24 protein-coding genes are annotated in these 26519 nt (G+C 50.1%); 18 read left to right on the top strand and 6 right to left on the bottom strand.

Translation table 11 applies throughout. The features are described from left to right. Positions 1-33: 33 nt before the first annotated feature. The 3 genes from WCY20_RS10755 to WCY20_RS10745 all read left to right on the top strand — a co-directional run bounded on the left by WCY20_RS10755 (position 34) and on the right by WCY20_RS10745 (position 2700). Complete coding sequence (locus WCY20_RS10755) at positions 34-846, top strand: peptide deformylase (RefSeq protein WP_345975044.1); 813 nt, start codon at positions 34-36, stop codon at positions 844-846. Positions 847-963: 117 nt separating this feature from the next. Continuing rightward, on the top strand, positions 964-1452 hold the full coding sequence (locus tag WCY20_RS10750; RefSeq protein ID WP_345975042.1) for a hypothetical protein: 489 nt from the start codon (positions 964-966) through the stop codon (positions 1450-1452). A 150-nt stretch (positions 1453-1602) separates the two neighbouring features. Then, the gene (locus WCY20_RS10745) at positions 1603-2700 is read left to right on the top strand and encodes an SO_0444 family Cu/Zn efflux transporter (RefSeq protein WP_345975041.1); all 1098 of its coding nucleotides are present in this window, start codon (positions 1603-1605) and stop codon (positions 2698-2700) included. 6 nt (positions 2701-2706) lie between these two features. On the opposite strand, the gene WCY20_RS10740 is transcribed toward WCY20_RS10745, so the two are convergent. From WCY20_RS10740 to WCY20_RS10730, 3 genes are all read right to left on the bottom strand, one after another. Continuing rightward, positions 2707-3486 carry an RNA methyltransferase gene (locus WCY20_RS10740; protein ID WP_345975039.1) on the bottom strand — a complete coding sequence of 260 codons (780 nt, stop codon included), beginning with the start codon at positions 3484-3486 and terminating at the stop codon, positions 2707-2709. Positions 3487-3611: 125 nt separating this feature from the next. Then, positions 3612-3824, bottom strand: a complete 213-nt coding sequence (locus tag WCY20_RS10735) for a hypothetical protein (RefSeq protein ID WP_345975037.1) — start codon at positions 3822-3824, stop codon at positions 3612-3614. Between the two features lie 186 nt (positions 3825-4010). Continuing rightward, positions 4011-4538: a phosphatase PAP2 family protein gene (locus tag WCY20_RS10730; RefSeq protein ID WP_345975035.1), complete on the bottom strand. Its 528-nt coding sequence runs from the start codon at positions 4536-4538 to the stop codon at positions 4011-4013. A gap of 123 nt (positions 4539-4661) precedes the next feature. Here WCY20_RS10730 and WCY20_RS10725 point away from each other — a divergent pair, with 123 nt between their 5' ends. Next, positions 4662-4919 (top strand): hypothetical protein, encoded by a 258-nt coding sequence (locus WCY20_RS10725; protein ID WP_345975033.1) that lies wholly within the window; start codon positions 4662-4664, stop codon positions 4917-4919. Between the two features lie 66 nt (positions 4920-4985). On the opposite strand, the gene WCY20_RS10720 is transcribed toward WCY20_RS10725, so the two are convergent. Then, positions 4986-5753, bottom strand: a complete 768-nt coding sequence (locus WCY20_RS10720; protein ID WP_345975031.1) for an EAL domain-containing protein — start codon at positions 5751-5753, stop codon at positions 4986-4988. Positions 5754-5897: 144 nt separating this feature from the next. Here WCY20_RS10720 and WCY20_RS10715 point away from each other — a divergent pair, with 144 nt between their 5' ends. Next, positions 5898-7163 carry a hypothetical protein gene (locus tag WCY20_RS10715; RefSeq protein ID WP_345975029.1) on the top strand — a complete coding sequence of 422 codons (1266 nt, stop codon included), beginning with the start codon at positions 5898-5900 and terminating at the stop codon, positions 7161-7163. 140 nt (positions 7164-7303) lie between these two features. Next, positions 7304-9985, top strand: coding sequence for an ATP-binding protein (locus WCY20_RS10710; RefSeq protein ID WP_345975027.1), 2682 nt, complete (start codon positions 7304-7306; stop codon positions 9983-9985). 35 nt (positions 9986-10020) lie between these two features. Here WCY20_RS10710 and WCY20_RS10705 read toward each other — a convergent pair whose 3' ends face one another. Together WCY20_RS10705 and WCY20_RS10700 are read right to left on the bottom strand one after the other, a co-directional pair. Next, complete coding sequence (locus WCY20_RS10705; RefSeq protein WP_345975026.1) at positions 10021-10767, bottom strand: response regulator; 747 nt, start codon at positions 10765-10767, stop codon at positions 10021-10023. A 481-nt stretch (positions 10768-11248) separates the two neighbouring features. After that, positions 11249-11923: a response regulator transcription factor gene (locus WCY20_RS10700; RefSeq protein ID WP_345975024.1), complete on the bottom strand. Its 675-nt coding sequence runs from the start codon at positions 11921-11923 to the stop codon at positions 11249-11251. A 310-nt stretch (positions 11924-12233) separates the two neighbouring features. Here WCY20_RS10700 and WCY20_RS10695 point away from each other — a divergent pair, with 310 nt between their 5' ends. From WCY20_RS10695 to WCY20_RS10640, 12 genes are all read left to right on the top strand, one after another. Beyond that, positions 12234-14474, top strand: a complete 2241-nt coding sequence (locus WCY20_RS10695; protein ID WP_345975022.1) for a hypothetical protein — start codon at positions 12234-12236, stop codon at positions 14472-14474. Between the two features lie 417 nt (positions 14475-14891). After that, entirely contained in the window at positions 14892-15623 is a 732-nt protein-coding gene (locus WCY20_RS10690) for a DUF3450 family protein (RefSeq protein ID WP_345975020.1), read from the top strand. Beyond that, complete coding sequence (locus WCY20_RS10685) at positions 15623-16936, top strand: MotA/TolQ/ExbB proton channel family protein (protein ID WP_345975019.1); 1314 nt, start codon at positions 15623-15625, stop codon at positions 16934-16936. The genes WCY20_RS10690 and WCY20_RS10685 overlap by 1 nt, the downstream gene beginning before the upstream one ends. Further along, positions 16936-17556: a MotA/TolQ/ExbB proton channel family protein gene (locus WCY20_RS10680; RefSeq protein WP_345975017.1), complete on the top strand. Its 621-nt coding sequence runs from the start codon at positions 16936-16938 to the stop codon at positions 17554-17556. The genes WCY20_RS10685 and WCY20_RS10680 overlap by 1 nt, the downstream gene beginning before the upstream one ends. Continuing rightward, entirely contained in the window at positions 17546-17950 is a 405-nt protein-coding gene (locus WCY20_RS10675) for a biopolymer transporter ExbD (protein ID WP_345975015.1), read from the top strand. The genes WCY20_RS10680 and WCY20_RS10675 overlap by 11 nt, the downstream gene beginning before the upstream one ends. A gap of 1 nt (position 17951) precedes the next feature. Further along, on the top strand, positions 17952-18587 hold the full coding sequence (locus WCY20_RS10670; RefSeq protein ID WP_345975014.1) for a TonB family protein: 636 nt from the start codon (positions 17952-17954) through the stop codon (positions 18585-18587). Positions 18588-18597: 10 nt separating this feature from the next. After that, positions 18598-19743 carry a hypothetical protein gene (locus WCY20_RS10665; RefSeq protein WP_345975012.1) on the top strand — a complete coding sequence of 382 codons (1146 nt, stop codon included), beginning with the start codon at positions 18598-18600 and terminating at the stop codon, positions 19741-19743. Further along, the gene (locus WCY20_RS10660) at positions 19740-22883 is read left to right on the top strand and encodes a TonB-dependent receptor (RefSeq protein ID WP_345975011.1); all 3144 of its coding nucleotides are present in this window, start codon (positions 19740-19742) and stop codon (positions 22881-22883) included. Before WCY20_RS10665 ends, WCY20_RS10660 begins: the two co-directional genes overlap by 4 nt. After that, on the top strand, positions 22884-23327 hold the full coding sequence (locus tag WCY20_RS10655) for a DUF1566 domain-containing protein (protein ID WP_345975009.1): 444 nt from the start codon (positions 22884-22886) through the stop codon (positions 23325-23327). Positions 23328-23513: 186 nt separating this feature from the next. Further along, positions 23514-24881, top strand: a complete 1368-nt coding sequence (gene hemN / locus WCY20_RS10650; RefSeq protein WP_345975007.1) for an oxygen-independent coproporphyrinogen III oxidase — start codon at positions 23514-23516, stop codon at positions 24879-24881. Next, positions 24878-26176: a (Fe-S)-binding protein gene (locus tag WCY20_RS10645; protein WP_345975006.1), complete on the top strand. Its 1299-nt coding sequence runs from the start codon at positions 24878-24880 to the stop codon at positions 26174-26176. The genes hemN and WCY20_RS10645 overlap by 4 nt, the downstream gene beginning before the upstream one ends. Next, the gene (locus tag WCY20_RS10640; protein WP_345975004.1) at positions 26173-26508 is read left to right on the top strand and encodes a DsrE family protein; all 336 of its coding nucleotides are present in this window, start codon (positions 26173-26175) and stop codon (positions 26506-26508) included. Before WCY20_RS10645 ends, WCY20_RS10640 begins: the two co-directional genes overlap by 4 nt. The last annotated feature ends 11 nt before the right edge of the window (positions 26509-26519 follow it).

Raw genomic sequence — 26519 nt, 5'->3', positions numbered from 1 at the left:
CTTCACTTCACTGCCCTCCTAAAGGTCTTATAGATGGTTTTAGAGTTATTGAAATACCCGGATGAACGGATTCGTCTGATTTCAGGAAATGTACGGTTTTTTGATGATTCGCTTCAAAACATAATCACCGATATGGTTGATACGATGAAAGCGAATGGTCTCGAAGCGTTGAGCGCGATACAGATAGGAATACAGTACGCCGTCGTCGTCATTAAAGAGGCCGATGCGTATAAGCCCTATATCAACCTGCGCATCATCACCACGTCCGGCGAGACGGTCGAGACCGAGCGGACTCCCTATTATGAAAATATCAGTGTGGATGTACCGCGCCACGACAAGATCAAGATCTTTTATGAAAATGAGAAGGGCGAAGCACAGTACGCAGACCTTGAAGGCGCTTTTTCGCGTGTAATCCAGCATCAGCTTGACTACAACTACGGCAGCACATTTGTCGACAGGGTCGATAAAGAGACCCGCAAACGGATCAATGAGTACCTTCCGAAAGGGCTGGTCGTAAGCAGCAACAGCAGCTGCCCGACCGTTTTTTACAGGGATTATATAAAGAGGGCCTACAAATATGTAATGCTGGCCGTATGGTTCAGTTTCTTACCCCCATTTTTCATCGATGACAGTGCCGTTATGGCAAAACTGTTTCTCTTTGACAAGATTGCGCTGGGTACGGTGCCTTTTTTGATTGTCGGTTATGCCGTATACGCCTACTACGAGTCTGAAAAGTACAAACAGTGTACCAGTTGCCAAACCGGAAATATCATAGGGACTTCCGGTTTTGCATTAGCACAATGGATGGTACTGGGTGTTATTGCCTTTTTTTGGATGGGTATTTAACTCTCTGTTAATACGTCTTTCTGAAACCTCTATAAATCTCCACACTTAGATTTTAAACCTCTTGTGGCCCAACAGAACACTTTAGTATGATGCCGGCATATATTACAGGAGTTGCTTATGAAACAGATAATAATGGGATTGATCGTCTCTCTTCTCTTTTTGGGATGTGCCAAAGAAGAACCGGTCGCAGTCGAATCAAAAGTCGCCGTCGGTAAGAGTCTGGAGACACTTAAGCTCAATGATCAGTTCGGAAAGCCCCAGTCGCTCGGCGTCGATACAAAAAAAGTGATCTTCGCTTTCAGCAAAGAGACGGGCCACATGAGCAACGAATATTTTGATAAACAGGATCCGAACTTTCTTCCGGAACATTATGCTCTCTTTGTTGCCGATGTCAGCGCCGCACCGTCGCTGATCAGAAGCATGTTCATCATGCCGGGACTCAAAGAGTTCAAACATAATGTACTGTTGATCGAAGATGAAAATGTCGCCGCAAGCTACCGTATCGATGGTAAGAACGAAAAAGTAATGGTCCTGGATGTTGATAATTTCATCATCAAAAATATCACTTTTGTCGATTCGGAAGATGAACTGGCAAAAGCATTCTAGACCCTTGCCTGCGCCGATCGCTATCGGCGCTTTTTCCGCTTTTACTCTCCCCGTACCGTTCCTTCGAGAGATCCGATTAATTCATCTCTCTAACCGAAACTAAAGTTCATCTATACCACTATACAGAAAACAAAGGTTCGGTACGACGTCATGGAACATATCATGTCCTTTCTCACGGCACTTTTCGAGCTCTCCAACGCGATGGCACCCTATATCCTTTTCGGTCTTCTCTTCGCCGGTATTTTACATGAGCTGGTGCCGGACACCCTGGTAACGAAGCATCTCGGCCGTGAGAGTGTCGGTTCAGTGGTCAAAGCAACACTCTTCGGTGTGCCGCTTCCGGTCTGCTCCTGCGGGGTGATCCCCCTGGCGACCAGCATCAAAAAGAGCGGGGCGAGCAGGGGGGCGACGCTCTCTTTTCTTATCTCGACACCGATCACGGGGGTCGACTCCATCCTGGCGACCTACGGGATGTTCGGCTGGGCATTTACGATCTATCGTGTCATCACATCGATGGTGATCGCGATGGTGGCAGGGGTCCTGACCAATTATATGGACAAAGAAGTAGAACAGCCAAAACCGCTCTTCAGTGCAGCACCTCAGGGCGGTTTTTCGATGACGCCTCTGCACGCTAAAACGGATGAAGCGGGAAGCTGTTGTTCAGGCGGCAGCTGCTGCGAAAGCACGCAGAAGAGAGGCTTCTCCCTGCGTGCCGCACTTCACTATGCATTTATTACACTGCTCGGCGACATTGCCAAACCGCTCTTTTGGGGTCTGCTCATCGGTGCACTGATCACGGTGGCTATTCCGGAAAACCTGAGTGCGATCCTGGTCGAATACGCCTGGCTCTCATACCTGATCGTCATCGCCATTGCGGTGCCGATGTACGTCTGTGCGACCGCTTCTCTGCCTATTGCCGCCGCCTTGATGCTCTCCGGGGTAAGCGCCGGAGCGGCTTTTGTCTTTTTGAGTGCCGGCCCCGCGACGAATACCGTGACCATCGGCGTTGTCAAAAAGATGCTCGGAAGCAAGTCGCTCTCTATCTACCTCGGTACGATCATCGCTGGCAGCATTCTGTTCGGCCTCGGTCTGGACTACATTTTCGACATCAGTGATATTGATCCCAAATCCCTCGTTCATATGGATGAGGAAGCGGGTCTGATCGCCATGGCCAGTTCAACCGTCTTATGGGGTTTTGTCGGCTACTTTTTGCTTAAGCCGCTGCTTGAAAATAAAGGAAATCTCTAAAGCAGGTTAGCCTCTGTTTTTAAACTGGTACATCAGGATCGCCGCCGCGACACCGACGTTAAAGCTTCGGATGCCGGGCTCCATCTCTATCCGCACCGCTTCATCACAGGCTGCCAGCACTTCGGGAGAGATCCCTCTGCCCTCATGTCCCATCAGCAGTACCCACTTCTTTGGAACTTGTATCTCTGCCAACGGAGTAGCATCATCTGTCACCTCTGCGGCAAAGATCCTGTACCCGTTGGCCTTGAGTGTTTTCAGCGTGGCGAAAATATCATCGTAGCAATGCACCTTCAGTTTGCTGACGTGTCCCATCGATACCCTGAGTGCGCGTCTGCCGTAGGGGTGAGGGCCGTGTTTGGGCAGAAGGTAGGACCCTACACCCAGGGCGGCGGCACTTCTGGCGATGGAGCCGATGTTCTCGGTTGAGGTGATCTCGTCGAGCATGATGATGGTGTCGTCAAGTGCATCCAGCGGCGTCTCTGCCGGACGGATACCATGCATCATAACGTTGTGATGCACCTTGTGACCGACGATCTTCTCTATTACTTTTTTTTCGGCGACATAGAGAAGGGGAATCTCTTTTTGGCGAACAAGTGTTCCAAACTCTTCGTAATACGTTTTGGTCGCCAAAATACTTTTGACCTCGACGGCCGTCTCTAAAAGCATATTGACCACTTTGGGGCTGTCGGCTATGAAGCTGTTGTCTTCGCTGAAGGCGTTATCCCGCAACTGGCGGTATATCTCTAAAGAGGGGGTGTCAAGGTTGTCTATTTCTGTGAGATTCATAGGGTGGAAACTTTCTTGGGCAGTGGTATTTTTTGTCGGATGCACATTGTATACAATCCGCCAAAAAATACTTCAGTTTAGAGAAGGGTTTAAAAAAACGTTCTGCAGATACTTTAGGTATCGGATCAGATCTCAGCAAACAGTGTCAGCGTGACGGAACTTTTCTCATTGAGGCGTTCTTCATTGATGTTGAATGCTTCTGTAAATGCTTTGCGAAGTGCTTCATCAAACTGTGATAAATCGACTTTATAGTCTATGAAGGCATCCTCTTGGCTCATTTTTATATTGAACTGCTTGATCTGCTCATCGGTTGGAGCTTGTGTGATCGTAATGTACATGCGATCTCCTGCATAAAATTTTCAGTGAAATTATACAGCCAAATATATGAATTTCGGCATGAAATATGACAGACATTTACAGGAGATAAACAGAAGCGTAATACAAAACCGTAAATTTAGTATGATGCAGGTTTTAAACCTCTGTTTTTTCTCCTCTGATGCGGAGCGGTTTATCGGCTTGGTCTACTACCATCTGTATGCGATCATGATTCCATAAGCCCCTTGCACTGCAAGGGGCTGCAGGGCGACATCGTTATAGCGGTCGGTGAAAAACCAGGCGCTCAGACTCCCTATTGCAGCGCCGGCCAGCACATCGCCAAGGTAGTGTTTGTCGGTCTCGATGCGGCTGTAGCCGACAAAGGCTGCGCCTAGATACGCGGCGAGGGCATATTGGAGACCGTAGCGCTGATGGATAAAGGTCGCCCCCTGAAAAGCGTACATGGTATGCGCGGAAGGAAAAGAGCGGTCGTTGCTGCCGTCGGGGCGTTCTCTTTTAACGGTGAACTTCAGCCCAAAGGTGGTCGCGGTGGAGACGGCAATGGATTTGTAAAAAGCGCTCCGGCCGTCATGGTCATGCAGGCAAAAGGTGCTGCCGTAGGCACTGGCCGGGATAATAACGGCGAGGCCGTCGCCGATATAACCGATGCTTTTGTCATTGGCAAAACCGCTCTGTGCCAGGAACAGAAAAATGAGTAGAAGAGATTTGGTAAACATAGGGTGATTATAGCCTAGTTTAAGGCCCTATTCTGTGATAATGGCAAATGTTAATCGTTGTTAAAGCCGTTTTTTCTTTCGGCTGCCCTATAATAGATTAGAATACACCAAAGGAGTCCTGATATGGCAAAAGTTCTAAAGAAAAAAGCGGTCAAAAAAGTGGCAAGGAAAGCGGCGAAAAAAGCTGCACCGAAAGGAACAGCAAAGAAAGTTGCTAAAAAAGTGATCAAAACCATCTTGAAGAAAAAAGTGACGACGGAAAAAGCGGCGGTAAAAGTTGCCAAAAAATCAGCAAAAAAAGCGGTTAAAAAAGCGGCGGCAAAAGCAGCAAAGGCTCCGGCAAAAAAAACTGCGAAAAAGACGGTTACAAAGAAAAAATAGACTTTCTTCCTGCGGTTCTGCAGCATTTTAAGCGGCAGAACCTCTCTTCTGAAAACTTCCGACTGTTCAGGCAACGTTGCTTAGAACAGAGCGGTTCGTCTTTATATCATGGATGTCGGTAGTGGGCCTTTGAATGAGGTAACCCTGGACAAGCTGACACCCCAAAGCCTTGCAGACCTCCAGCTCGCTTTCGCGTTCGATCCCTTCGGCAATGATCCTGACGCCTAGCTGCTTTGCCAGCTGAATGATATTTTCGACGATCACCCTTTTTTTTGGGTCTTCGCAGATGCCGTTGATAAAAAAGCGGTCTATTTTGATGACATCAGGCGTAAATTCATAGAACAGTTTAAAGCCGGAAAATCCGACGCCGAAATCATCGATAGCAAGTTGGAATCCCTCTTTTTTATAGTGTTCAAGTATATGGATGATGCCGTTACCCTCTTTGGTCACTTCATGACGTTCCGATATCTCGAAACAGAGGGTACTTTTAGCTACATTATATGCCTGCAGCAGGGCTTCGGTATTGCCGGTGGTGTAATCCTCCATATCCAGCAGACGGTTATCAAGGTTGTAAAAGAGCTTGATGGCGGCATAGTTTTCGAGTTGCGTAAACTTTTTGATCGCTTTTTCACGAAGCAGAAGATCGACGGCGTATAGAAGCCCCAGATGGTAGGCCGTGTCAAAAAAGTGGTGGATGGAGTCATAGCCTATTATTTCAACGTTTCGCAGCAGGGCCTCGACTGCATAGATCTCTCTGGTGTGTATATCGACGATCGGCTGAAAGGCGAAATCAAGTGCTTTGATCTTTTCTAAAAAATGTCTAGTGTCTGTCATGGGCGGATAGTAGCGCAAAAGCATTACTTTTGTATTACATCGCGATGCCGCCGATCTGGAATTTCCCCCGTAACCAAAATCTTATACTTTAGTAATGTTTCTGAAATAATAGCCGCCTAGAATTTTGCCGAAAAAGGATGTATTATGAAAAAAAACGGATTTTGGCTGATAGGTTTGAGTGCGGCAGCGATGTTGACGATGAGCGGTTGTCTTGAAAAACAGAACGAACTCCATGAATCAACCATTTCTTGCCCGGAGAACACCCAGTTGATCAGCGATGATTTTGAGGGCAAGCCTGTCTGCCAGCTGCGCGGAACCTATGTAGACAATATCCATCTGACCAATGACAAGTTCTGGGCGCTTAAAGGCGAAGTGCATATCGGTATTGACTCTAAAGAAGAGGCGAGACTTGTGATCGATCCGGGAACAACTGTTTTTGGCAAGACCGGTGCCGATTTTTTGATCGTGACGCGCGGTTCACAGATCATTGCGGAAGGGACCTCTTCACAGCCTATCATCTTTACCTCGATGAAAGATGCAGCCGGTCTGCTCTCTACGCCGGGTGACTGGGGCGGTATCGCGATCGCAGGATATGGACCGACCAATGCCGGTAAAGAGGAGCGTTTCGAATTTTCCAACACCGATGTGCGTTTCGGCGGCGACAATGAGGAGGACAACTCGGGTATATTGAAGTATGTGCAGATCCGCTATGCCGGAAACGAAGTACGTCCGGGCGAAGAACTCAATGGTCTGAGCCTCGGCGGTGTCGGACGAAAAACGACGATCGATTATGTCGAGGTCTATAACGGCAAAGACGACGGCATCGAAGCCTGGGGCGGCAATGTCAATATGAAACACATTATTCTGATCGGAAACGGTGATGACAACCTCGATTTTGACCATGGCTACCGGGGCAATATCCAGTATGTCTATATCAAACAGACTACTGTTGAATCGATCCATGCCAGAGGGATCGAGACCGACAACAACAAAAAATCCCAAAATGCTGAGCCCCGCACGCTTGCAAAGGTGGCAAACTTTGAGATCGACGGTACGAAGAAAACCTCGGAAGCGGTCTTCTCGAGAGTTGGTTCAGGGTTGACACTTTACAATGGCGTGATCCGGAATGTCGGCGGCGTCGGTATCGTGGTCAAAAGCGAGGGACAGGAACGGTTTAAAACAAACCGTTTTGACGGCGTTTACCTGTTTAATTGTGCCCGTGGCGATGTCGAAGACGAGGCCGCCGGGATCAACGATCTTCTTACCTTCAACAAAACATTCAACTCAACGGTTGTCACGGAAGGTAACTACATCGCGCAGGTCGAAAACGATTTCTTTGAGCAAAGCAATTTCATCGGTGCATACCGTAAGAACAGTGACTGGCGTCAGGGATGGAGTGTGTTGAACTGAGGCTTCGTCAAAAAACAGGCCTTATTAATAGGCGCTTGATCGTCACTAGGCTTAGGTAAAACAGTTAATACGCTTTTTCTATAAAATATCCAAAAGTAATATGCTATACTCCGCCTATTTCACCTTTTGGAGTCCCCCTTATGTTAGACGAAAAGGTTCCCCACCTGCTGCGTGCCCTGCCGATATTTGTTGCGGCCAAACAGCATATTCTGCAAGAGTGGCTGGTCTTTGAAGAACCTCGCATTATCCTCGAGAGACACAATATCGAGACCGGCGACTTTATCAACCATTTCGGCGGCGGGGTATTTGACTATTTTATGGATGTTATCCGCGGTAAAAAAGAGATCGGGGATTGCCCTGTTATGGCGGATTTGATCGAGTATCTTAAAGACCGTGACATCTCGGCGGATGAACTTTTTATTATCTGCAGCCACTTCCGAAAAGCGATGATCGATTTTTCGTATGACTCTTCACTCAACTCCAAAACGATCTTCGACGAGGTCTCCTATCTTTTTGATCTCAACTTCTCGGGCGTGCTCAAGCGCTATACCGGTACGATCTACCAGAAAGAGCGTGAAATCGAACGCAATGTCAAGCTTCTGAATGAGTATAAAAAAGCGATCGATGCCAGTGCCATTGTTTCGAAAATGGATCCCAACGGCAGGATCATCTTTGTCAATGACAAGTTCTGTGCCTTAAGCGGTTACAGCCGTGAAGAGCTGCTGGACAAAGAACATAATATGATCCTGGCCGCTGAGGAGGAACACGCTTTTGATAAAAGCTTTTTGAAGACGATCCCGGCAGAAAGCGTCTACAACAAGAGTCTGAAAAAGCAGAAGCGAGACGGCAGTTTTTTTTATGTCGACAGCACGGTCGTTCCCATCAGCAATACAGAAGGGAGGGTCACGGAGTATATTGTGATCGCCTATGACGTCACGACGCTGATACAGGCCAGGCAGGAAGCGGTTCAGGCGGGGCTCTCAAAAGAGTACTTTCTTTCCAACATGTCGCATGAGATCCGCACACCGCTGAACGCCATTTTGGGCTTCGTCAGTATTCTTCAGGATGAGGTGGGAAGTTCCAAACACAAGAAGTATCTCGATATTGTCCTCAACAGCGGGGAGAACCTGCTTAATATCATTAATGACATCCTGGACTTTTCAAAACTTCAAAGCGGCGAGTTTATGATCGAAAAGAGTCATTTCAACCTGCATGAAGAGTTGAGCCACACCCTGGAGCTGTTTGTTGCGAGCGCCAATGAGAAAGGGGTCACGATGCTCTCTTATCTCGATCCGCACATTCCCTACATACTGGAGGCCGATCCGCTGCGCATCAAGCAGATCATTGCCAACTTTATCAGCAATGCGATCAAGTTTACGCCGCCTGAAGGAGTTGTGGAACTTGAGGCTTTCTGTGAAGAGGACATGTTGCGTATCAGTATCAAAGACACGGGGATAGGTATCGATGCAGAGGACCAGTCAAGGATCTTTGAGGCGTTTACCCAGGCGAAGAACAGAGGCGGTAATGTTCACGGCGGTACCGGCCTGGGTCTAGCTATCTGCAAGAAACTGGCACAGCATATGGGCGGGGATGTCCATGTCGAATCGGTAGTAGGCAAGGGGAGTGTCTTTACCCTGGAGATCCCGGTCCGTTCAAATGAAAAAACGACGTTGGAGATGTTCAATGTGCAGCCGTTCAAGAAGCTGACTCTGGCGCTTCTCCGTCAAAACGGCACACTCTCCAACACCCTGGAATCGCTGCAGCGCTATCTCAAGATCTTTGAACTCGATGTGATCCTGGTGGATACGTTGAGCGATGATCTCTATGACATTCTTTTCTTTTCCGATGCCCAGATAAATGAGATTATGCGTTCACAAATAGTCAAGAAGAAGCTTCCGGCCATAGCGATCATGGAGTATTTTGACAACCGCTATGAGGAGGTGGAGAATATCACGCCGCTTTACTTCCCGCTCTACTGTTCAAAGCTCTATCACACCTTTTTGGACGCGCTCCGCCTATCTGAGGAGAACGATGGGGCACTGTTGGCAAGTCCGTCTAAAAAACGCTGTTTCAAAGGCAATGTTCTGGTGGCAGAAGACAACAGTGCCAATCAGGAGCTGATCAAGATTATTTTGGAGAGTTATGGTCTGCACTACGTCATCGCTTCCGATGGGCTGGAAGCGGTGAATCGCTATAAGTCAGGCGATTTTGACCTGCTTCTGATGGATGAACAGATGCCTAAAAAGAGCGGGAGTAAGGCAGCCGAGGAAATCCGGGCATTTGAGAAGAGCGGCGGCAAAGAGCCTACGCCGATCATCGCCTTGACTGCGAATGTCCTTAAAGGTGAGAAAGAGAAGAGCGCCAAGAAAGGGTTTGATGCCTTCTTGGGCAAACCGATCGTCCTCAAAGAGATCGAAGCTGTTCTGAGCCGTTTTCTGGAGGAGGTTGTCGACGAGAGTGCTGCGCTAAAGAGCTGTAAAAGGGATAACGGCACTACGCTTCAAGGGTTGTGCATTACGTCATTGGCTGAAGAGCTGATGCTTGAGGAAGAACAGGTCATACGTCTCATGCAGATCTACAGTAAAAAGATGGAAGAGAGTCTCGAAGAGCTTAAAGAGGCTATAGGACAGAGAGACTATAAGGTGATCGCTCATCTGGCGCACTCGATCAAAGGCTCAAGCAGTAATTTCAGGATCGAGCCGATCGTTGATCTGGCCTATAGGCTTGAAAAAGCCTCTTCTGCCAAATCAAGCGAATTTGAGTTTGAAAATGTTTATGATGCAATCGTAGAGGCGTTTACCTCTATTACTGTCAGCGCGTAGAAAAGAGGGCCACTGCCGCCGAAAAAGGAAAAGCGTTATATCTCGATGTAGTAGCCGATACCTGAAGCATTCTTGATGATCGGCGTCGGCAGCAGTTTACGAAGACGCCAGACAAGAGTACGGACGTTGTTTTCAGTAGCCCCTTCGTCTTCCCAGACATAATTCACTGCCTGTTCGAAACTGACGATGACACCGAGCTGCGCGACAAGAAGGCGTATGAAGGTGTTCTCTTTTTTGGTGAGCTTGAGCATTTTACCCTTGTAGAAGACCTTGTCCAGATCGATGTCGAGATGGTAGCCGTCACCAAAAGGGATGATCGGTTTGTCGGAGATCTTTTTGGCAAAGAGAAGCTTCTCAAGGTGATCTTTGTCGGATTTTAGCGCATTCAGGTTCTCGTCTCGTTTCTTCTCCTCCTCATACTTGTAGAGTGCCATCTGAATAGTCCCGTGCAGCGATTGCGGATCGAAGGGTTTGACGATATAGCCGTAGGGCTCCGTTGTCTTGGCCTTGGAGATGATCTCATTTTCAAAATGCGAGGTCAGGAAGATAAAGGGGAGAGCATATTTATCATGGATGTAGTGGGCAAGCTCGATGCCGTCATCGACCTCTTGAAGTGAGATGTCGAGCAAGATGAGATCCGGTTCGTAGATCTTGATTTTGTTACGTGCCTGGATTGCTGTGTCGGCAATGGAAACGACGGCATACCCCTGTTTTTCAAGCGACATCTTGAGGTTTAAAGCGGTGACTTCATCGTCTTCGACGATCAATATCTTTTGACTCATGATTTACCTATTTAAAATTTGTTTTCATTATAGAACAAAGTGCTTAAATTTTTAGCACAACAGTGATAGGTTTGAGATAAAAATATTTTAAGGTCCGTTACGGGAGGTGGCATCTTGTTGTTCTCGTCTTGATCCGGGATCAAGAACTGATCCCCGAAGAAAGTTTTCCCGGATTCTGGTATGATCGAAAGAGAGCCATTGAAGGGAAACCCGGCGTTGGTTTCACAACGACAAAGACTATCGGCTCGCCGCAGAAAGCAGTAAGAAAAGAGCGCGGTTTACCTGCGCGAGGGTCTGACGCCGAAGCTGACCAAAGGAAATCCCTTTAGGGGAAACCCAGTGTTAACGCAATGAAGGGGAACGTGTTCATTTAGTGTGCAGTGAGAAAAGAGTGCGGTTTACCTGCACGGGGGACCTGACGCCTAGTCAAACCCAGTGTTAACGTAGCGTAGGGGAGCTTAGCTCGCCGCAGCGTATAAAACTAATGAATGGTATAGCCTATCCCCCGAACCGTCTTGATGTAGTCTTTGCTTTTGTCGGGATCAATCTTCTCTTTGAGACGGTTGATGGCGACATTGACGGTACGGCCCTGGTAGTGTTCGTTTTTGCCCCAGACATGTTTCAACAGGTAGTCGCGTTTGAGGACCGTATTTCTGCTTTCGATGAAAGTGTGCAGCAGGTCAAACTCCAGTTTGGTCAGTTCGACTTCTTTGCCGTCGATAAAGATCTCACGTGAGCGCAGATCAAGTTCAATATCACGAAAAGAGACGGTGTTCGCCTGTTGATGGGCCTGGGTCCGGCGCAATACAGCCTGTATACGGTAGAAGAGCTCCTGCATCTCAAAAGGTTTGCAGACATAATCGTCCGCACCGCGCAGAAACCCCTCTTCGATATGGTATTTGCTCCCCTTTGCCGAGAGGTAGATGACGGGTATCTCCATCCCCTGGTCGCGCAGCAGGGCGATGAACTCGCTCCCCTCGATATCGGGGAGGTTCCTGTCCATGATGATAAGGTCTATCTTCTCTTCCGCGATCGCCTGGCGAACATTCTTTGTACTGAGAAAGCCGAGTGTCTCGTAACCCTCTTTGTTCAGTCGGTGTTCTAGAACCTCAAGCAGATCTTTTTCATCTTCTACGATTAATATCTGTGCCGCCATTACCCTGTCCGTATAGTTTATATAGTGGCACTTTATCCGCTTTTTATAACACAAAGGTTACATGCCGTAGCCTTGTTGTAACCGAATTGTTACTTATGCGCCATACTGGGGACGTCTGTTTTTTCTATGCGGCTGTCTGTTTTTGAACAAGGATAATACGGCTTACATAATATATATAAAAGGTGAGAGTAAAGAGAATTGTAGATGTAACCAAAATGTTACACTGCTGTTGCATTTATGTGTCATAACGGTAGTGGTGATGTAACAGAAGGCTTTTATAATTTTGGAAATTAATCAAGGAGCCTTCCAAATGGCAAAGAATGAAAAATTCGTTTCAACAATCGTACTTAGTAGCCTGACAGCGGCACTATTAACTCTTTCAGGATGTGGGAGTTCATCTTCTTCAAGCAGCTCTACACCAACGCCAACGCCTACGGTAGAGGCAGAGCTGTATGACGGTTCTGGTGCTTTGGATGCAATGGAACGTCACGTTGCCAACGACGGCGTGATCTCTGCAACAACGTTTGCTTCTCCGGTAACAACTGCATTACCGGCGCCGGTAGCACCGACAAGAGACGCTGCAGCACAAGCGGCTGCGACGGTATTGACAGGTGATATCATAGTAGATACAACACTGGATGCAGCGACACTTTGGAAGATCAACGGTCTTGTAAAAGTGAAAGATGGCGCGACATTGACAATCGAACCGGGAACAGTGATCTTCGGTGAAGCCGGTGCGAACTATATTGTTGTGACAAAAGGTTCAAAGATCATCGCGGACGGTACGGAAGCATCTCCGATCATCTTTACATCAGCAACAGCATTGTTGAACCCGGCAGATGCTGCTCCTGCACAATGGGGCGGTCTGACAGTTCTTGGCGGCGCACCGACCAACCACGATGCACCGTTCTATGAAGTGGATGAGACAGATGCGGACTTCGCGTTCGGTGCTGCTACAGCAGGTGCAGGTGATGCAGCTGACAACAGCGGTATCCTTAGAAACGTCTATATCCTGAACTCAGGAAAAGAGGTAGCGACAGACCTTGAGATCAACGGTCTTTCCCTTGCCGGTGTCGGTTCAGGCACAGTGGTAGAGAACATCTATGTCGAGAACTCTTCAGATGACTGTATCGAGATCTGGGGTGGTACGGTCAATGTGACAAACGCGACATTGAAAAACTGTAACGATGACAGCCTCGACCTTGACTACGGTTATGTCGGAACAGCGGACAACATCGTTGTCGAGCAGGTTAATGCGGCGCACGCAGGGTTCGAGATCTCAAGCGGCGGCGACACGCCGATGACAGGTGCCGAGATCAAAAACTTCCGTATCGTAAAAGTCGATGGAAGTGATGAAGGCGGTATCTACATCAAAGACGACTCCACTGCACCGATCTTCGGTAACGGAACAGTGACAACAGTTGGCGCGCTTGATGCCGGTATCCACACGAAAAAAGCCTTTGTCGCTGACCAAAAAGGTCAGATCGCATTCAGAAACGTGACGTTGACGGCTTCGGTTGATTTTGACGGCTCAGGTGCAGCGGATGTTCAAGAGAAGTTCGAAGCTCAGGGCGGTACGATCTCATTACCGGCGCCGGTAGCACCGACAAGAGACGCTGCAGCACAAGCGGCTGCGACGGTATTGACAGGTGATATCATAGTAGATACAACACTGGATGCAGCGACACTTTGGAAGATCAACGGTCTTGTAAAAGTGAAAGATGGCGCGACATTGACAATCGAACCGGGAACAGTGATCTTCGGTGAAGCCGGTGCGAACTATATTGTTGTGACAAAAGGTTCAAAGATCATCGCGGACGGTACGGAAGCATCTCCGATCATCTTTACATCAGCAACAGCATTGTTGAACCCGGCAGATGCTGCTCCTGCACAATGGGGCGGTCTGACAGTTCTTGGCGGCGCACCGACCAACCACGATGCACCGTTCTATGAAGTGGATGAGACAGATGCGGACTTCGCGTTCGGTGCTGCTACAGCAGGTGCAGGTGATGCAGCTGACAACAGCGGTATCCTTAGAAACGTCTATATCCTGAACTCAGGAAAAGAGGTAGCGACAGACCTTGAGATCAACGGTCTTTCCCTTGCCGGTGTCGGTTCAGGCACAGTGGTAGAGAACATCTATGTCGAGAACTCTTCAGATGACTGTATCGAGATCTGGGGTGGTACGGTCAATGTGACAAACGCGACATTGAAAAACTGTAACGATGACAGCCTCGACCTTGACTACGGTTATGTCGGAACAGCGGACAACATCGTTGTCGAGCAGGTTAATGCGGCGCACGCAGGGTTCGAGATCTCAAGCGGCGGCGACACGCCGATGACAGGTGCCGAGATCAAAAACTTCCGTATCGTAAAAGTCGATGGAAGTGATGAAGGCGGTATCTACATCAAAGACGACTCCACGGCTCCGATCTTCGGTAACGGTTTCGTAACAGCACCGGGTATCGGTGATGCTGCGATCCATACGAAAAAAGCCTTTGTCGCTGATCAGAAAGCGGCAATCGCGTTCAAAGATGTCTACCTTAAATAATAAGGCAGTCCTACAGACAGAGCAGCGCTTTGCTGCTCTGTTTTATACTTAGTGATCACACAGAGCTTCACGCCTCTTTCTCTCTACACAATCTTTCAAACCGAACCTCTTCTACTGTGTCATGCATGTCGATTGCAGACAAATAAAGCTTCTTTGCCACAGGTATGTAACCAAGATGAGATGACCATGTTCTTATAATGAAACAACCATTTAGACGCCAGATGCATCTGATGAGCCCTTGAACACGGGTATTATGGCGATTTTTTCTGCTTGACGGTGCCAGCCGGCCATCTGCCTCCAGTTGCTGTGTAACCTAAATGTTACACAAGAGTAACGTTAAAGTAACCACCCTGATCTATTATTCGCCATCTTAAATTACTTGGGGAATCCATGTCTACAAAAATGCAAAATATTGCTTTGGCTTTTTTGGTTGCTGGTACATCGTTGATGGCAAACAGTGACAATATGGCGGAATCGTTGATGAAACTTCGTGCAGAAGTGGAGCAGCTGGACAGTTCGATCGCAGATGAAAAAGATGCGTTCAAAGGGTCGATGAAATCTTTGCGTCTGCAAAAAAATGACCTTGATGCGTTGATCGCGAGAGAAGAGCTTCGTATAAAACAGCTTGACGCAGAGATGGGCAAGGTCAAAAAAGAGGTTAAGGAGGCGGGCAAAAACTCGGTGGGCCTGAAACCTCTGGTACTGGAAGCGTTGTCTGTTCTGGAAAAAGATATCCAGGCACAGATCCCTTTCAAGACGGCCGATCGTATCGCTGATGTGCAGCGTATACAGAGCCAGCTTGAAAACGATGAGATCACGGCACAAAAAGCCCTGGCTTTGACATGGAACTCGTACGGCGATGCAATCCGTATGAGCAAAGAGAACGGTACTTTCAAACAGACGATCGAGCTTAACGGTCAGGACCGTCTGGCGGAAGTGGCCCGCATCGGAACGATGATGATGTACTTCAAGACGCCGAATGACGAGATGGGGTACGTGGTCAAGAGCGAGCGGGGCTGGGACTATAAACAGGTACTCGATAAAGCGCAGGCCGATCAGATCGCCGCTCTCTTCGATGCTTTTAAAAAACAGATCCGCACAGGCTATTTCACCCTGCCTAATGCGCTTGTTGTAACGGAGGTGAAATAATGCGTAATTTACTATTGGCCCTGCTGTTGGTGACAACAGCACTTTTCGGTGCGACCGATACTCAGCTTGAACGCGCTTATGCCAAAGAGTTTGCTTTTTTGAAAGCACAAAAGAATATGCTGACACAACGTCTGGAGCGTATTACAACGGAAAATGCCCAGAAACTTGAGGCAGCAAAAGCAGAGCTTGGCACACTGCAGAACAGCGTGCTTGCCAAACAGAACAGAAGCGAAAGCTTGAGTGATCAGCTCTATGCGGCGCAGCAGCATGCCCAAAACGTGACGGATGACGTCTCGATGGTCGAAGCGGTCGTACTGCAGGCGCAGTCCGCCTTGAAACCTTACGGTATCGAAGTCGAGGTTGACAAGGAGAACTATCAGGCGGCACTTAAGACAATCTTTGAAAAAGCGGATGCCCTGATCGGACAACTCTCTGCAGTCGAAGTGACGAAGGGCCCTTTCTACCTGAGTGACGGTACGGAAAGACTCGGCACGGTCGTCAAGATCGGTAACATCGCACGCTACGGGGTCGATGCCGAAAGTGCAGGCGCCCTTGTTCCTGCCGGCGAAGGGAAGTTCAAGATCTATAATGCACCCGAAGCGGCTGAAACGGCCAAGGTCATGGCCAGATCGGAGATGCCTGCTACGCTTGACATCTTTATCTATGAGAACAGCGCCAAAGAGATCGAAGACAAGACCGAGAAGACGATCATCTCGGTGATCAACTCAGGCGGGATCATCGGTTGGGTGATCATGGGTCTGGGTGCGCTCGGTCTGCTGCTGGCGTTGGTGCGTTTTGTCTTTCTGACCGGATCGAACTCGGCTACTCTGCCGCTTGCAAAAGAGACGTTGACGCACCTTCTCAAGGATGGGCAGGAGAAGACACTGGATTTCCTGAGAGACAAAAAAGGTGCCGCGCCGCGACTCTTTAAAGCAACAGTGCGCAATATCGACGCCGAGCGTGAACACGTCGAGGATGTCGTGATGGAGTCGATCATGCATGAGAGCACCCGGCTTGACCGTTTCAGCTCAGCGATCATGGTGATCGCCGCGGTATCACCGCTGCTGGGTCTGCTTGGAACGGTAACGGGTATGATCGCAACCTTCGACATCATTACCGAGTTCGGTACGGGTGACCCGAAACTGCTTTCAGGCGGTATCTCGATCGCGCTTGTCACAACGGAGCTCGGCCTTATCGTGGCTATCCCGATGCTGTTGCTTGGCAACATGTTGAGTGCATGGGCAGAAAAGATCAAAGACGGCATGGAACACTCTGCACTGCATTTGATCAACGAGTATAACAAGCAGAAATAATGTTGAGTCTGTATCTGGAGGGCTTTTTTGACTACATGCAGAGCGGCGGCCTTGTCATGTGGCCGCTCTTTTTCACTGCCATGTTCCTGTGGTTCGGTCTGGGGTTTCGTTTTCATACCCTCAAGCGCGGGTCAAAAAAGAGTGTGCGTACCCTGATCAGGAAATATAGAGAGAACAAGCGCATTGCGACAAAGGGACTGATCGACAGTGCGATTGTCGATGCGATGAAGATCATCGATGAGAACGGCTATGCCGTCTCCCCGCGCAAGCTGCTCGATGACCGCTTCTACGGCTATCAAAAACAGCTTAAACAGTACTCGCGTCTGGTGATGACCCTGGTCGTGATCGCGCCGCTGATCGGACTTTTGGGAACGGTCGTAGGGATGATCGAGACCTTCGACTCCCTGGCCTCTGCATCGCTCTTCAGCCAGAGCGGCGGTATCGCCGGCGGTATCTCGCAGGCGCTTTTTACAACGCAGCTGGGTCTTGTCGTGGCTGTTCCCGGTGTGATCATCGGCCGTCTGCTGGACCGCCGTGCGAACACGATGGAACTGGAGCTCGAACAGATCATCGACATCTTATGTACAGAAGTAAATGAAAAGGTAAGTCATGAAGTTTAGAAGAAAAAAAGAGCAGGTCAGCGACGTTGATATGTCGCCGCTGATCGACATGGTCTTTATCCTGTTGATCTTTTTTATGGTGAGTTCGACTTTTGTCAAAGATATGAAACTCGACCTAGAACGCCCGGGCGCTTCGTCAGCCTCGCGTGCCTCATCGAAGGTGATCCGTGTCTACATCGACAACACCGGCGAGACCTATGTAGACGGCCAGCCTGTCAAGACCTGGGCGATACAGGGCAAACTGCGGGATATGCTGCGTGCTTCGACCGAGAAGTCCGTCCTTGTTGTGACGGATGACACCATCGCTGTTGAAAAGCTGATCGATGTGGTTGACCAGTGCCGACTTTCGGGTGCGAAAGACGTCGCTGTCGCAACGAAAAAAGAGGTCGGCTAAGGTGCTTCGTCCAAACTGGTCAACCTATCTCAAAGCCGCTGTGTGGATGGTATTCGGTGTGGCTTTTGTCTTCACGACGGTCATCATGATGAACGAAGCAGGCGGCATCCATGAGACAAAGAAAAAAGAGGCAGCCGCCAACTTCGAGATCCAGAAGATGGTCAAACCGAAACCGAAGCCGAAACCGAAACCGAAGCCGAAACCGAAAAAAGCGGAGGTGAAACGCGCTGCGCCGACACCGAGCCTGAGTTCAAGCCTCGGGGGTATTGACACCGGACTGGACGCTTTTATGAGTGATGATGCCGGCATGGACGATGCGCTGCTCGGCGATGTCAATAAAGATGTCGTCATGACAGGGGAGTCCGTCGATGTGGCGCCTAAACCGGCACAGCGTTCGGCAATGGAGTACCCGAAGGCGGCACGTAAAAACGGTGTCACCGGCTACGTGCTTATGAACCTGCTCATCAGTAAAGAGGGACAGGTGGAGAAGGTCAAGGTACTGGAATCCGAACCGGCAGGCGTCTTTGACGAAACGGCCGAAGCGGGCGTAATGGGCTGGAGCTTTACCCCGGCACAGTACCAGGGCCAAAACGTCAAAGTGTGGGCCAAACAGAAGATCCGATTCGATCTGCAATAAGAGAAGAGCTATGAAACTATTTTTTATGTTATTAACGGCGTTACAACTGACGGTCTTTGCTGCTGAGAAGAGCAAGAATGACGAAGTCGACCATGTCGCACTGGCGGCACTGTTGATGAAAGACGGTCACTATGCCCGTGCTGCCGAGACCCTGAACGAAGCTGACACGACACAGAAAGATTTTGACTTCGTGCTGTACTACACGATCAAAGGGTTGGTCTTTACGAAACAGCAGCTCTATAAAGTGGCCAATGAACAGTTCTATAAAGCGATCGAGAGCGGTCAGACGGAACCGACGATCTACCTTTATATCGCGCAGAACAATTTTAAGCTGCTCGACTATCAGGGAACGATAGAGGCGCTGGACAAGGCGGGCGATATTGCTGCGGCTAAACCGCAGCTACTGGCCTTGCGGGCGGAGTGTCACTGGAAACTTGAACAGCGTCCGGAGGCCCTGGAGACGATTGCCGAAACGATCGCCAGATTCCCGGACTATTTTGCCGTCTACAAGCAGCGTTTCAACTACTATGTCGAACTCGGGCTCTATCAAAGCGCACTGGAAGATGCCGAGATCTACCTGGCCAATGAAAAGCCCAACGCCAAGACCTATCTGTCGTTCATCGGTGCCCTTCGCAAAAGCGGCGCGACGCAAAAAGCGACCGAATTGGCAGAACGCGGCAACCTGAAGTTTCCTGAGAGTGCCGAGATGACCGTGATGTTGGCCCATCTCTATCTTGACCAGGAGATGATCCATGCGGCGGCCGACCTCTTTGACCAGGCCTCGATCGAAGATGCCAAATACACCAAAGAGGCGGCCGAGATGCTGCGCCGTGCCCGCGAGTTTACGCTGGCGCTCTATAAAAACACGCAGCTGCTCGACACCAAAGAGAAGTATAAACAGCGTATCGCGATCTATCTTGAATTCGGCGAGTACGAACGGGTGGTCTCGGCGCACAGTGCGATCGAACGCAGCGGCCTGCTGGAGGATGAGAATATCCGCTATGCCCTGGCCTATGCCTATTATATGACCGCTAATTTTGCGGCCTGCGAAGCACAGCTCAAAGAGCTGACGCGCCCGGATCTCTTCGCAAAAGCGACGGAGCTTCGCAAGAACATCGAAAAATGTCAAAACAACGCTTGGGAATGTGAATTATGAAACTATTTTTAATCTTGATGGCTTTTTTAAGCTCCGTCTACGCTATCGATACCGGGGAACTCTCGTTTTATGCCATGAAAGACGGCAAGCCGCTTGCCGACCAGACCGTTGCGATCTTTAAAAAGTCGGATTCGGCGCTGATCAACGCACCGGGCAGCTATGACAAAAGAGCGGAATTCGTCACCGACAGCGACGGCTACCTTTTTACCGTTCTGCCGGCAGGCAGCTATCAGCTTCAGGTGGTTGCCAAAGAGAACGGGGTGCCGCAGGCCTTCGTCAAGAAAAATTTCATGATCGAAAAGGGCAAAGAGTCGCAGCTGTTTGTCTCATTGAAAGCCGACAATACGCTCGATTTTGTCGATGAAGAGGTGCCCCAGAGCGCCGCGTCGGCAGCTCAGGCTGACAGCAATAAGAGCGTTGTCAACGGCTATGTCAATCTTCAATTGACGTCATCCGAGAGTACCGAACCTATCAAAAACGCACGAATCTTTGTAAAAGGTATGAAGATCGATGTCAAAAGTGACGACAAAGGTCTAGTGTCGCTGACGATTCCTGAGGGGAATCAGACCATCTCCATCATCCACAGCGAGTACAGTTCGCAGACGGTCAAGGTGACGGTCCTGGGCAATGAAAGCGTGACAAAGTTTGTCGAGATGTCACCGGCATCGATGGAGCTCGAAGAGTTCGTTGTTCTGGCCCCGCAGGTACAGGGTTCGGTTGCAGCCGTCATGGCCGAAGAGCGTAACAGCGAATCGATCGCCAACATCATCGGTTCCGAACAGATGTCAAAACAGGGTGACTCCAATGCAGCGAGCGCTTTGAAACGTGTGGCCGGTGTCACGATTTTGGGCGGTAAATATATCTATGTCCGTGGACTCGGAGACCGTTATTCAAGCACCGAGCTCAACGGTATGGCGCTCCCTTCGCCGAACCCGGTCAAACGTACGGTTCCGCTTGACATGTTCCCGAGCGGCGTCATCGGCAGTCTGCAGGTGCAGAAGACCTTTACCCCGGACATCACGGGCGCCTTCGGCGGCGGGTATGTCAATGTACGGACCAAAAAGGTTTCGGATGACGATTATGCCAAGGTCAAAGTGGGGCTGAACATCCATGACTCCTACGGCAAAGAGGCGCCGAGTTACCAGGGCTCTTCAAGTGACTGGACAGGTTTTGATGACGGGTACCGTGCATTCAACTCCGGTCTTGTGAATGCGATGACCCCTGTTGTCGGAGAGAACCCGCCGAGCCTTGATTACAGCAGCAGTGAGATGCAGAATTTCCTGAAAGACCGAAACATTAACAACCAGACGACAACGGTGCCGCTCGGCGGCGAAGTCGAGATGGAAGTGGCCAAGAGTTTTACGATCGCCGACGAACACGAACTGAGCTTTTTGGCATCGTACGGGTATAAAAGCGAAGCGAAACTGCAGACCTACACCTCTTACGACTATCTGACATCGCGGGACGGTGTGCAGGAGAGCACACCGGACAACACGGCGGTGAACGACTCCTACCGTGAGACCGTGCAGCACGGGGGGCTTTTCAATGTCGGGTACCAATTCAGAAATTTTGACATTGCCTACACCAAACTCTACGTCCTGAACACGCTTGATCAGACCCGTTCGGTCGAAGGGACCTTCGGTGAGAACAACTCAAGAGAGCTGCAGAGCTACCTGGAGTGGCAGGAACGCGAGCTGGACATCAATCAGATCAACGGCGGCCTGAGCTACGACCTGTTGACCGACAACCGGTTTGATTTCGGGTACGAGTTTGCGACGGCGAGTGAAGATGTTCCGAACGATGTCGTCTACAACTATAAAAAAGTCTTTGCGAGCCAGCCGTATGTCTTTCAGCCGAACCAGAGCAAACTGACCTATAACAACAGAACGACAGAGGATGAGGTGACGAACTTCTTCTTGAAAAACAAGACGGATATCCCGTTGTTAAGCGATGAAGATTACCTCGAACTGGGGTATGTACAGGAGAAGAAAGAGCGTGTCGGTAACCGCCGGGAGTTGACCATACAGAGCAGTATCACCGATGCCGATGTCATCTCGGGACCGATCGGCGGGATCATCGACTACGGGACGGGGGATGAGCTGGACTACAGTATCACCTCCCAGCCGAAGGATCAGTACAATGCCAGCCTTGACCGCAAGGCGTTCTACCTCAAAGGGATGCTCAAGCCGATGGAAGATCTGGATCTGACCTTCGGGGTCCGCCATGTCGACCTGACGCAGACGGTCCGCCAATATGAGGTGACGAATAATATCGTCGGAACGACGAGCAATGAACTTAAATTTACTAAAAACCTGCCGAGTCTTGGGGCGAAATACAGCATCAACGATGCGAATCAGATCCGTCTGGCGTACTCCGAGACCTTTGTCTATCCCGACTTCCGCGAGTTTGTCGATGCCGAGTTCATTCACCCGGTATTCCTGGCAAAGATTGCCGGTAATCCGGATCTGGTCGAGACAGATATCCAGAGTGTCGATCTGCGGTATGACTACTTCTTTAACACTATCGATTCGATCAGTGCGTCGCTCTTCTATAAGCACATGGACAACCCTATCGAAGATACGCAGACCTTTACGACGGGGACACTGCCGCGTTACTCTTTTGAGAATTCGGCGGCAGCGGATCTGGCGGGGATTGAGTTGAGCTGGTATAAAAACCTGGGCTTTATCACGGGTGCATTGGATGACTTTGTCTTCTCCGGAAACTATACCTATATTGATTCGAAAGTGGAGTTGACACCGGATCAGCAGCGTAAGTTTGTGACCCAGAACCGGGGCTTGCAGGGCTTGTCACCGCAGGTACTGAACCTCTCATTCACGTATGAGCAGAGCGACAACCGGACCCTGAACCTCTCGTACAACAAGATGTCCGAACGTCTGATGCGGGTGGCGCTGAAAAACGGTACGGTCATCTATGCGCTTGACGATTATGAAGTGCCGCCGCATCTGCTTGATTTCACCTGGACGGAGCAGTTTAAAACGGATGTCTTTGCGGACATGGCGATGACCTTCAAGCTTAAGAACATCCTGGATGATGAGACCATCTGGAAGCAGGGCGACAATGTGACGCTGAAATATAAAACAGGCCGCTCGGTCTCGCTCTCACTGAGCGCCAAGTTCTAGATGCAGCGGCTTCTTTTTCTGCTACTCGCCTCTCACTCCTGGCTGATGAGCCAGACGCTCGTCGATGAAAAGACGGCGTTTATGTGGCAGGACGTTGTTGAGAACAAGAGCGTTATCCTGACCTGGCAGGAGGCAAAGGAGAACTGCGAAGAGCTTGACCTTGAAGGCTTCGACGACTGGTGGCTGCCGAGCGAGAGCGAGATGGCGACCATCGTCGATATCAGCCGTCCTGCGGGCCGCAGGATCAAAAAAGGCTTTGTCTACTACAAGAAAAATGCCGTCTACTGGACCGCCAGCACCTACGCCTGGAACGCGCCGCACGCCTGGGTCGTCGACTTCGGCAGCGGGGCTTCCTACACCCTTCCCAAAGAGGAACGCCGTTTTGTGCGCTGCGTGCGCTGCAGCGATTTCAAGAAGTGCATCGAACTTTTTTATGACAGGTAGAAAGGTCGTGAAACGCTTATCGGACAGTGTGTGGATAGAGATCGTACATAGGCGCTTCGTTAACCCGGATGAAGGGCAACCGATGCGTAAACAACCTTCTTGCTGCGGTATTAATTTCTCTCTTTAACCCCGTTTTCAACACTTCAACGGCATAATCGCGTATTAATATTAAAATATTGGACGCTTATGCTTGACTTCGCAAAATTTATCAAATACTCTAAACCGGGACCGCGATACACCTCGTATCCGACGGCTTTGGAGTTCAATGATGCCTTTACTTATGAGACCTATATCAACAAACTGGAGAGTCAGGAGAGTTCGCGTCCTCTATCCCTCTATTTCCACCTGCCGTTCTGCCGCAACGCCTGCTATTTCTGCGGCTGTAACGTCGTCTTCACCTCCAAAGAGGAGAAGATGGTCCGTTACATCGACTACCTCAAACGCGAACTCGCGATCCTGAGCCGCCATGTCGACACCTCGCGCGAGGTGATCCAGATGCACTTCGGCGGGGGGACGCCGACCTTTTTCAGTGCCGAGCAGCTTAAAGAGATCATCGTGGCGATCAAAAGCCATTTCAAGAACTTCAGCACCGACGCCGAGATCTCCTGCGAGATCGACCCGCGCCATATAAATGAGGCGCAGATGAAGATGATGAGCGAAGAGGGGTTCAACCGCGTCAGCTTCGGCATCCAGGATTTCAACGAGAAGGTGCAGGTGGCGGTGCACCGCGTCCAGCCCTACGACATCACGAAAAATGCGATGGACCTGGCCCGCAAATACAATATGGAGTCGGTCAACGTCGATTTGATCTACGGCTTGCCGTACCAGAGCCTGGAAACCTTCAAGGAGACCCTAAGACTCTCCCTTTCGCTCAACCCCGACCGCTTCGCCGTATTCAACTACGCCCATGTGCCGTGGCTTAAAAAGACGATGCGCAAGATCGACGAAACGACGCTGCCGCTGCCGGACGAGAAACTGCAGATCATGCAGTACACCATCGACTATCTCACGGAGAACGGCTACAAAATGATCGGGATGGACCACTTTGCCAAACCCGAGGACGAACTCTTCAAAGCGATAGAGAAGGGTGAACTCCACCGCAACTTCCAGGGCTACACCACCAAGGGCGGCGCCGACCTGATCGGTGTCGGCCTCACTTCGATCGGCGAGGGGGTAGACTACTACGCCCAGAACTTCAAAGAGATGAAGGCGTACGAGGCGGCGATCGATGCGGACAGACTGCCGTTCGAACGCGGTGTTGTGCTTAACGAGGATGACATGATACGCCAGCATGTGATCATGGAGCTGATGAGCAACTTCAAAATGGATATCAAACGTTTCAATGCCGATTTTGACGTTGATTTCAACACCTATTTTGCAGATGACCTACCGGGGCTCCAACCGTTTATTGATGAGGAACTGGTGCGTGTCAACGGCGATCATATCGAGTGCTCGGAGACGGGGACCCTGCTGATCAGAAACATCGCCATGGTGTTTGATGCCTATATGAACAAGCACGCCGGTTCCAAAAAGACCTTTTCAAAGACAGTATGATGAGCAAGAAACAAAAACGTCCGGAAGATATCTTCAACTTCAGTGAGACCAGCGATGCCTGTATCAAGTGCGGGATGTGTATACCGGTCTGTACCATCCACAACGTCAACGCCGACGAGGTCACCTCGCCGCGCGGTTTCATCGATCTGCTCGGGGCCTATCAGAAAGGCAACCTCGAACTGGATAAAACGGCCAAAGATATCTTCGAGAGCTGTTTCCTCTGTACCAACTGCGTCGACATTTGTCCGAAGGCCCTGCCGACCGACATGGTGATCGAACAGGTGCGCGCCGATATCGCCGAGAAGTTCGGACTGGCGTGGTTTAAAAAGGCCTTCTTCTTTCTGCTGCGCCACCGTTTCACGATGGACCTGCTCTTCAAGCTCGGCTACGTCTTTCAGACCTGCGGCTTCAAGATCAAGGCAGAACAGCAGTCGATGGAACCGCGTTTTCGTCTGCCGATCATCAAAAAAGACCGCCTGCTGCCGAGTATGGGCAAGACCTCGTTTTTGAACGCGAATCCCGAGAACATCGACAACGGCGGAAAACGAAGGGTGGCGATCTTCATCGGCTGTCTTGCCAACTACAACTATACCGAGATCGGCAAAGGGCTACTGGATATTCTCGAAGCCCTTGAGATTGACGCTTTCATCCCGAAAAAACAGCTATGCTGCGGGGCACCGGCCTACTTTACAGGCGATTTCGATACGGTCGACAACAACGCGAAAAAGAACATCGAATATTTTGAGAGCTTCATCGATGAGGTTGAAGCGATCATTATCCCCGAGGCGACCTGTTCGGCGATGATCAAGATCGACTACGAGCACTTCTTCCATGACCAGCCGGAGTGGCAGGAACGGGCGAGAAAGCTCAAAGACAAGGTCTTCATGGCGACCGAGTGGCTCCAGCACCACACCCATCTGGAACATCTGCTTTCGGCAAAAGCCAAAAACGATCTGATCGTCACCTACCACGACCCCTGCCATGCCAGAAAGATGCAGGGTGTCCACAACGAGCCGCGCAACCTCATAAAGCAGAGCTACGTCCTTAAAGAGATGAGCGACCCGAACGTCTGCTGTGGCTTCGGCGGGGTGACGATGCAGACCGAGAAATACCATTTCGCCAAGGCGGCGGGGGTACCGAAAGCGGCGATGATCAAGGAGACCGGGGCGCAGGTGGTCTCGGCGGAGTGCTCCGCCTGCCGTATGCAGATCAACGACTCGCTCTATCAGGCAGAGGTCGATACGATCTTCAAGAACCCGATCGAGCTGATCGCCGAAGCGCTTAAAAAACAGTGAACAAGCTGCTGATACTCTGGACGACCGAAGAGGTCGAAGTGGCGAAAAAAATGGTGCTGCTCTACGGCAGCGTCATTTTGCCGAGAGGCTACTGGGACGAGGCCCACCTGATGATCTGGGGCCCATCCGCCAGGGTGTTGGCCCATAACAGTGAACTCCAGGCGATGCTGAAAACCGTTCAGGAGAGCGGGGTGGAGACCTCGGTCTGCGTCGTCTGCAGCGATGACTACGGCGTCACTGAAAAGCTTGAATCACTCGGTGTCAAGGCCATTCACACAGGCGAATTCCTGACGGAGGCGCTCCAGAAGGAGTGGAAGGTCATCACTCTCTGACACAAGCGTTC

This window comes from Sulfurimonas sp. HSL3-7, assembly GCF_039645985.1.
GTDB classification, from domain to species: Bacteria; Campylobacterota; Campylobacteria; order Campylobacterales; family Sulfurimonadaceae; genus Sulfonitrofixus; species Sulfonitrofixus jiaomeiensis.
The sequence above is the reverse complement of the archived record's forward strand: the minus strand, read 5'-3'. Positions and strand labels throughout refer to the sequence as shown.

Coding starts and splice junctions, on each gene's coding strand:
- WCY20_RS10665 (WP_345975012.1), top strand. CDS start 18,598: ATGAAACTATTTTTTATGTTATTAACGGCGTTACAACTGACGGTCTTT.
- WCY20_RS10755 (WP_345975044.1), top strand. CDS start 34: ATGGTTTTAGAGTTATTGAAATACCCGGATGAACGGATTCGTCTGATT.
- WCY20_RS10675 (WP_345975015.1), top strand. CDS start 17,546: ATGAAGTTTAGAAGAAAAAAAGAGCAGGTCAGCGACGTTGATATGTCG.
- WCY20_RS10685 (WP_345975019.1), top strand. CDS start 15,623: ATGCGTAATTTACTATTGGCCCTGCTGTTGGTGACAACAGCACTTTTC.
- WCY20_RS10700 (WP_345975024.1), bottom strand. CDS start 11,923: ATGGCGGCACAGATATTAATCGTAGAAGATGAAAAAGATCTGCTTGAG.
- WCY20_RS10730 (WP_345975035.1), bottom strand. CDS start 4,538: ATGTTTACCAAATCTCTTCTACTCATTTTTCTGTTCCTGGCACAGAGC.
- WCY20_RS10750 (WP_345975042.1), top strand. CDS start 964: ATGAAACAGATAATAATGGGATTGATCGTCTCTCTTCTCTTTTTGGGA.
- WCY20_RS10710 (WP_345975027.1), top strand. CDS start 7,304: ATGTTAGACGAAAAGGTTCCCCACCTGCTGCGTGCCCTGCCGATATTT.
- WCY20_RS10660 (WP_345975011.1), top strand. CDS start 19,740: ATGAAACTATTTTTAATCTTGATGGCTTTTTTAAGCTCCGTCTACGCT.
- WCY20_RS10655 (WP_345975009.1), top strand. CDS start 22,884: ATGCAGCGGCTTCTTTTTCTGCTACTCGCCTCTCACTCCTGGCTGATG.
- WCY20_RS10740 (WP_345975039.1), bottom strand. CDS start 3,486: ATGAATCTCACAGAAATAGACAACCTTGACACCCCCTCTTTAGAGATA.
- WCY20_RS10745 (WP_345975041.1), top strand. CDS start 1,603: ATGGAACATATCATGTCCTTTCTCACGGCACTTTTCGAGCTCTCCAAC.
- WCY20_RS10695 (WP_345975022.1), top strand. CDS start 12,234: ATGGCAAAGAATGAAAAATTCGTTTCAACAATCGTACTTAGTAGCCTG.
- hemN (WP_345975007.1), top strand. CDS start 23,514: ATGCTTGACTTCGCAAAATTTATCAAATACTCTAAACCGGGACCGCGA.
- WCY20_RS10680 (WP_345975017.1), top strand. CDS start 16,936: ATGTTGAGTCTGTATCTGGAGGGCTTTTTTGACTACATGCAGAGCGGC.
- WCY20_RS10715 (WP_345975029.1), top strand. CDS start 5,898: ATGAAAAAAAACGGATTTTGGCTGATAGGTTTGAGTGCGGCAGCGATG.
- WCY20_RS10735 (WP_345975037.1), bottom strand. CDS start 3,824: ATGTACATTACGATCACACAAGCTCCAACCGATGAGCAGATCAAGCAG.
- WCY20_RS10720 (WP_345975031.1), bottom strand. CDS start 5,753: ATGACAGACACTAGACATTTTTTAGAAAAGATCAAAGCACTTGATTTC.
- WCY20_RS10645 (WP_345975006.1), top strand. CDS start 24,878: ATGATGAGCAAGAAACAAAAACGTCCGGAAGATATCTTCAACTTCAGT.
- WCY20_RS10725 (WP_345975033.1), top strand. CDS start 4,662: ATGGCAAAAGTTCTAAAGAAAAAAGCGGTCAAAAAAGTGGCAAGGAAA.
- WCY20_RS10705 (WP_345975026.1), bottom strand. CDS start 10,767: ATGAGTCAAAAGATATTGATCGTCGAAGACGATGAAGTCACCGCTTTA.